Source organism: Rhodoferax sp., from assembly GCF_039922535.1.
GTDB lineage: Bacteria > Pseudomonadota > Gammaproteobacteria > Burkholderiales > Burkholderiaceae_C > Rhodoferax_B.
In genome coordinates, this window is the sequence record NZ_JBDTEM010000054.1 from 1 (window position 1) to 5,857 (window position 5,857).

General features: G+C 66.4%; 5 protein-coding genes. All 5 read right to left on the reverse strand.

Translation table 11 applies throughout. From position 1 onward, the window contains the following. Positions 1-1,471 (reverse strand): UvrD-helicase domain-containing protein (locus ABI213_RS02230; RefSeq protein ID WP_348025934.1); only part of this gene is annotated, 1,471 nt, incomplete at its 3' end. Between the two features lie 489 nt (positions 1,472-1,960). Further along, entirely contained in the window at positions 1,961-2,443 is a 483-nt protein-coding gene (locus ABI213_RS02235) for a hypothetical protein (protein WP_348025935.1), read from the reverse strand. Positions 2,444-2,461: 18 nt separating this feature from the next. Then, positions 2,462-3,649: an MFS transporter gene (locus ABI213_RS02240; protein ID WP_348014802.1), complete on the reverse strand. Its 1,188-nt coding sequence runs from the start codon at positions 3,647-3,649 to the stop codon at positions 2,462-2,464. Between the two features lie 5 nt (positions 3,650-3,654). Further along, positions 3,655-4,257 (reverse strand): phosphatase PAP2 family protein, encoded by a 603-nt coding sequence (locus ABI213_RS02245; protein ID WP_348025936.1) that lies wholly within the window; start codon positions 4,255-4,257, stop codon positions 3,655-3,657. Positions 4,258-4,317: 60 nt separating this feature from the next. After that, a partial coding sequence (locus ABI213_RS02250; RefSeq protein WP_348025938.1) for an FUSC family protein occupies positions 4,318-5,857 on the reverse strand: 1,540 nt, incomplete at its 5' end.

Genomic DNA, 5,857 nt, shown 5'->3' on the forward strand with positions numbered 1-5,857 from the left:
CCTTGAGCCATTCGGTCAAGAAAACGCGAGCCTCTTCGGCCCCATGGGTGCGGCGGGCGCTGTATTCAAGGTAGTTGATGTAGCGGCCAAACTCATGCAGGCCGTCCATCGCACGCTTGGGCACTGCAGCGGGCAGCATCCCGTTGAACAGCGCGCCAAACATGCTTTGTTTGTGCTGCGTGGCAAACGCACCCAGCGCCGCCAGCGTGGTGTGGCCAATGCCGCGCTTGGGCGTGGTGATGGCGCGCAAAAACGCCGGGTCGTCGTCGTTGTTCACCCACAGCCGGAACCAGGCGCACAGGTCGCGAATTTCGGCGCGGTCGAAGAAGCTGGTGCCGCCCGATACCTTGTACGGAATGCTCGCCTTGCGCAGCGCCTTCTCGAATGATTTGGCCTGGTGGTTGGCCCGGTACAGGATGGCGAAGTGGCGAAATTCCTGGTACTGCGGCCCCTGCACCACGGCGGCGGTGCCCGCGCGCAGGCTCTGGATACGGGCCACGGCGCGCTCGGCCTCGTGCTCTTCGTTGTCGGCATCCACCACCCGCACCGGTTCGCCTTCGCCCAGCTCGCTGAACAGGGTTTTGGGGTACAGCTTGGGGTTGGGGCCAATCACGTTGTTGGCGGCGCGCAGGATGGCGCTGGTGGAGCGGTAGTTTTGCTCCAGCGTAATCACCTTGAGCTGCGGAAAGTCGAGCGGCAGCTTCTTCAGGTTGTCCAGCGTGGCCCCGCGCCAGCCGTAGATGGACTGGTCGTCGTCGCCCACGGCGGTGAAGTGGGCCCGCTCGCCCACCAGGTGTTTTAGCACCTCGTACTGGGTGGCGTTGGTGTCCTGGTACTCGTCCACCAGCACATGGTTCAGCACCCGCTGCCACTTGGTGCGCACCTCTTCATGGTCGCGCAGCAGGCGCAGCGGCAGGCTGATCAGGTCGTCAAAGTCCACGCTTTGGTAGGCGGTGAGGCGCTCTTCGTACAGCGCCATCACGCGGGCGGTGATGGCTTCGCTGTCGTCTGCGGCCTGGGCGGCGGCCTGCTCGGCGTTTAGCCCCATGTTCTTCCATTTGCTGATGGTCCACTGCCAGGTGCGTGCAGTGGCCACATCGACGCTGCCGCCTGCGTCTTTCAAAATGCTGGTCACGTCGTCGGCATCCAGAATGCTGAACTGGGGTTTCAGGCCCAGCAGCTTGCCGTCTTCGCGCACCATGCGCACGCCCAGCGCGTGGAAGGTGCAGACCACCACATCCTTGGCATCGCGCCCGATCAGCGCCTTGGCCCGGTCGCGCATTTCCATCGCCGCCGTGTTGGTAAAGGTGATGGCGGCAATGCTCTTGGGCGGCACGCCGGCATCTATCAGGCGGCCAATCTTGTGCGTGATCACCCGCGTCTTGCCCGAACCCGCCCCCGCCAGCACCAGGCAGGGCCCGTGCAGGTAGTTCACAGCTTCTTGCTGGGCGGGGTTCATTCCGGCGGACATGGTGTGGGGGGAGGCTTTAGACAAAGCGTTGGATGATACAGAGGGCGGGCTGGTTGGGCGCGGCGCGGGGCTATTTTTTGAATGCCAAAAGTGGCACTGGCGCAGGTTCTACCTGCGCGGGAGGCTATGGTTTTGGTAGTGAAGGATGCGGTGGGTCAAGGCACCACGGACGGTAGCCCAGTGGGGTCAGATCATCCATGCGCGGCAAAAGGCCATTTTCAGCAAGGCTCGCCAACCGCATGCGTGCTCTGACCCCTCTGGGCGGTTGGGCATCGCAAAGACGTGATTTGCGTAACGACCAAAGCGGGGCGGAATAGGGGCGCGGGCTGCTGGTTTGCGGTGCGGCACGGAGAACCGCCCAGAGGGGTCAGAGCACAAATGCGGGCCCTTGCCGTTCTTGCCCCGCCACCACGGCGCGCGCAATTGTGATCTGACCCCTCTGGGCTCTGACCCCACTGGGCTCCGACCCCACTGGGCTAGACCCGTGGGCTACCGGGGCTTGGCAAAGCCCCCATCGGCCCAGGCCACCGCCGTGCTGCGGTTCAGTTTGAAGCCTGCGGCCACCTTGACTTCGGCCAGGGTGTCGCCGCCGTCGTCTTGCGCGCTCAAGGTGGCGTAGGGGTTGTCTTCGTCGGGGGTGATGTCCAGGTTCACCGTGACCCGGCCCATGGAGGCGGTGACGGTGATGCTCTGGTGCAATGTGGCGTGCAGTTGCTGCTCGTGGCGGCGCACGAACTCATTGGCGGTTTTGACCAACGTGTTGAATGCGTTGCCGTCCAGCGGTTTGGGGTTCTTTTTGTCGCGGCCCATGGTCCAGGGGCCGACCAGGGCGGGCTCGGGCTCGCCGTCTTTCACCATTGCCACCGCCCAGCCGTCGTCGTCTTCATTCTTGATGACCCGCGCTGTCCAGCCGTCGCCGGTCCACAGGCGGGGTTCCTGGATTTTGGGGGTGTCTTCGGGGGTCTCGGTCAAAGCGGTCAATGCAGGCAGTCAGTGGGAAGGATGGGGGGCGAATTTTAGGGCCAGCAGCGCCACCCCACACAGGCCCGCCCCGGCGTAAAACGTGGCGGGTGCACCCAGTCGGTCCCACAGCAGGCCCGCTAACACGCTGGCCAGTAGCAAGGCCACGCCACTGGCCAAGTTAAAGAAGCCATAGGCCGTGCCGCGCAGGGCGGGCGGAGCGGTGGCGGCCACCATGGTGGCCAGCAGGCCCTGGGTGATACCCATGTGCACGCCCCACAGGGCCACCCCGGCCAGCACCACACCCCAATGGCTGCTGTAAGCAAGCACCAGGTCGGCAGCCACCAGCACCAACAGGCCCAGCGCCAGCAGCTGGGTGTGGCCCATGCGGTCCGACAGCTTGCCAAACGGGTAGGCCGACGCGGCATACACGATGTTCATTGCCACCATCACCAGCGGCACCAGTGCCACGGGAATGCCGCCCTGTTGCGCCCTGAGCACCAGAAACGCTTCGCTAAAGCGCGCCAGTGTGAACACCGCCCCAATGCCCACCACCCACCAGTAGGCCGGGCCGAGGCTGCGCAGGTTGTGCCGGGTGATCGGGTTGCTGCGCTTGGCACCGGGCTGGGGCGGGGGCTCGTGCAGGCCCACAAATAGCAGTACCACCGCCATCAGGCCCGGCACCACGGCCACCCAGAACACTGCCCGGAAGTCATTCGCCCACAGCAGCATCAGCGCCACCGCCAGCAGTGGCCCGGTGAACGCGCCCACCGTGTCCAGCGACTGGCGCAGTCCAAATGCCGCGCCACGCAGATGGGGCGGTGTGATGTCCGCCACCAGGGCGTCGCGCGGTGCGCCGCGTATGCCTTTACCTACCCGGTCCAGCAGCCGGGCCGTGAGCACCATACCCATGCCGGGCGCGATGGCAAACAGCGGCTTGGTTAGCGCGCCCAAGCCGTAGCCCAACAGGGCCAGGCCTTTGCGCTTGCCCAGGTAGTCGCTCAAGGTGCCGGAGAAGACTTTGACGATCAGCGCCGTAGATTCGGCCAGACCCTCGATGATGCCGACCGACAAGGCGCTGGCGCCCAGCACCGTCACCATGAACAGCGGCAGCAGGCTGTGTACCATTTCCGACGAGATGTCCATCAGCAGGCTGACACAGCCCAGCACCCAGATACCGCGGGGGATTTGGTGCAGGGTGCTGGTGGGTTGCGCCATGGTCTTCAGCTTTTAACCCAGCCGCGACCGATGGGGAACACCATCAGCTTGCGGTACAGCTGTTGCAGCGCCCGGGTCAGGCCTTGGCCCCACCAGCGCCATAGCGGCGTGCTGATGCCATAGGCCAGTGCAGCGGTGCCGACGGCACCCAGCATGTCCAGCGGGAAGTGCACCCCCAGGTACACCCGTGCCCATGCCACGCCCATGCCCACCACCAGGCCAATAGCGCCCAGAGTCAGCTCACCCGCCCATAACAAGGCTATGTCCACGGCAGCAAATACCGTGGCGTGGTCGCTTGGGAATGACGAGTCGGCCGCATGCGCTATCCATGTGGTGCCCAGGCCCGCCACGGACGGGCGGGGGTGCGACCACAGCAGGCCCACTATCTGGTTCAAGCCTACCGCCAGCAATGCCACCACGCAGGCCCGTACGGCCAAGCTGCGCCGTGCTTCACCGCCCCACAGCCATAAGGCCAACAGCAGTAGCGGCACCAGGTAAATCAGTCGCTCTGCGCACAGCGTCGCCAGCCCGATCCGCCAGCTGGGCGTATCGGGCCCTGCGTTCAGCAGCAAGAAAATTGCACGGTTCAATGCTTCTATAGATGCCATGGGCCTGTTTTTCTCAAAAAGTAGGCCACATGGGGCCAAGCGCTGTGAAGTCTAGCGCTGTCATGCTACGTGCTGCAGGGCCTGCACGGCGGCTTGCCGCAGTTCGCGCGCCATGCCGCCGGCCAGCGCCAAGCGGCGCAGCAGCCAGGGTGTCAGGTCTTTGGCCAGTAGCGGGTCGGGCCGGGGTTGGAACGGCTGGCCAGCGATGCTGGGCGCATCGGTGGGCGGCGGAGTTTCTTGTTCGGTTTCCGAGACCGCTAGCTCCAGGCCAATCTGCCGCGCCGCCTCTTGCAGCGCCGGGGTGGCCACCGCCATATCCAGCTGGGCGCGGCGCAGCAACAGCAGCGACTTGATGGCAGTCAGCTGGGCCAATAGCTGGTAGCTGCGTGCCTGCACCGCCTCCAGCGGGGCCAGCGGTGGGCGCACTTCATCGGGTTCGGCCAGGCTGCGCTGGGTGGCCATCGTCAGGGCCGACAGGCTGTCGTACGCTTCGCGCCGCGCCAGCCGCCAGGGCAGGTCGGAGCTTTGCGAGGGCTCGCCCAGCTCCAGGGCCAGCTTGGCGTGCTGTAACTGCGCCTGCAGGCTGCGCCGCACCAGGCCGGGCAACTGGCTGCGCTCCCAGGCTGGCAGCACGTAGCTGAACAGCCAGGCCAGCGCCGCGCCCAGCAGCGTGTCGCCCAGCCGCTCAAAAATGGCAAACGTGGGGGCTACGCCCACCAGCAGCAGGTGCGCCTGTAGCAGCCCGGCCAGCGTGGCAAAGATGCATGTAAACAGGTAGCGGCGCAGCGCAAACGCGTGGGCCAGCCCCATGCTGAGGGCAATCACCATAAACAGCGTGCGCGCGCCGGGGTGCGTGGCCAGCAGCGCCATCACCAGCAGACAGCCCAGCAGCGTGCCCGCCACCCGCGCATCGCGCCGCTGCAGGGTTTGCGCCAGGTTGCCGCGCATCACCACCACGATGGTGGTCAAGATCCAGTATTTGTGCGAAGCCCAGGGCAGGTGCAGCGACACGGCATAGCCCGCCGCCACCGCCAGCGTGGCCCGCAGTGCGTAGCGCAGCGTAGGTGCGCGCCAGCCCAGTTGCCCCAGCAGCGGGGCCCAGGCCCAGCGCGTGGGGCTGACGAACAGCTGCCACTGGGTGCGCACTGCCGCCAGCTCGGGGCTGGCATCGCCCCGCGCCAGCGCGGCCAGGTGCACGGCTTCGTCGTTGATGTGGCCAATGCGGTCGGCCATGTTGTGCAGCAGCGCGCTGGCGTCGGGCGTGCCGGTGTTCAGGGGCTCGGGCACGGCCTGCGCTGGCGGGCGCAGCGGCAGCACCCCGGCCAGCGCACTGCGCAGGTTGGCAATCGGCGCAATCGCCAGCATGCTGCGCCCCAGCAGCAGCGACAGGCTTAAGCCCTCCAGCTGCTGGGCGGTGGTGTTTAGCACGTGCTGCAGCGCGGGCAGGGTGGCGGTGCTGTCCTGGTGCTGCAGCAGCGTGTCCAGGTCCAGGTCGCAGGCCAGTTGGTGGTCGCGCGCCTCCAGCAGGCCCAGCAGCATGGCCGCCAGCCGGGTGCGTACCGGGGTGGTGGGCGACTCCAGCACCACGTCGCGGGTGTTC

Excerpts from the sequence above, each read along its gene's own strand:
- ABI213_RS02245 (WP_348025936.1), bottom strand. The coding sequence starts at position 4,257 with ATGGCATCTATAGAAGCATTGAACCGTGCAATTTTCTTGCTGCTGAAC.
- ABI213_RS02240 (WP_348014802.1), bottom strand. The coding sequence starts at position 3,649 with ATGGCGCAACCCACCAGCACCCTGCACCAAATCCCCCGCGGTATCTGG.